This window comes from Vibrio olivae, from assembly GCF_042428525.1.
GTDB classification, from domain to species: Bacteria; Pseudomonadota; Gammaproteobacteria; order Enterobacterales; family Vibrionaceae; genus Vibrio; species Vibrio olivae.
On sequence record NZ_JBHMEP010000145.1, the window covers coordinates 1 to 504 of the forward strand.

Below are 504 nucleotides of genomic sequence, written 5' to 3' on the forward strand. Positions count from 1 at the left end.
TAGGATTCTACGCGCTTCAACTCTTGAAACACCAGCTCTACCGCAAGTTGCGGATTTACTTTGGGCGTGGTGTCCTTTCTCTTTCGGGGGCTGTACTGTCCCTGCTTATAGGTGTAATCCTCCGTCTTTGGGTTTGAGGGTGTTTCCATAATTCCTGCTGATTGAGTTATACTTTAAGTTTTTCTGTGTCTTTTCGATGTGGGCAAGCGTATAGCCTTTCCCTATCTCGCTTGCCTTGTATTCCGTTCCGCTCCGGGCTTCCACATAGTAGCCGTTGAGTTTGCCTGTACTTGCCCGAGCTTCCCTTACCTTGAAACCCAGTTTTCCGAGTTCCCGGCTGAATACCCCAAGATCAAACCCCTGCATCCGTGTAAGAACATCGTCCATGGCCTGTTTTATCTCTGCTTTGTTGGCCTTGCCTATATCCTTGGATTGGACAAGGTTCCGTTCTCTGGCTATGCTGTTGGCCGCTTCTGTTGCTCTTTTCCCTATCCAGTTGTCCCG

The 504-nt window shown here is 49.2% G+C and carries 1 protein-coding gene; it reads right to left on the minus strand.

Features of this window, described 5'->3' with window-relative positions; translation table 11 throughout:
• Window positions 1–105 precede the first annotated feature (105 nt).
• The coding region (locus ACFFUV_RS24250; RefSeq protein ID WP_512701425.1) for a relaxase family protein at window positions 106–504 on the minus strand (399 nt) is incomplete at its 5' end.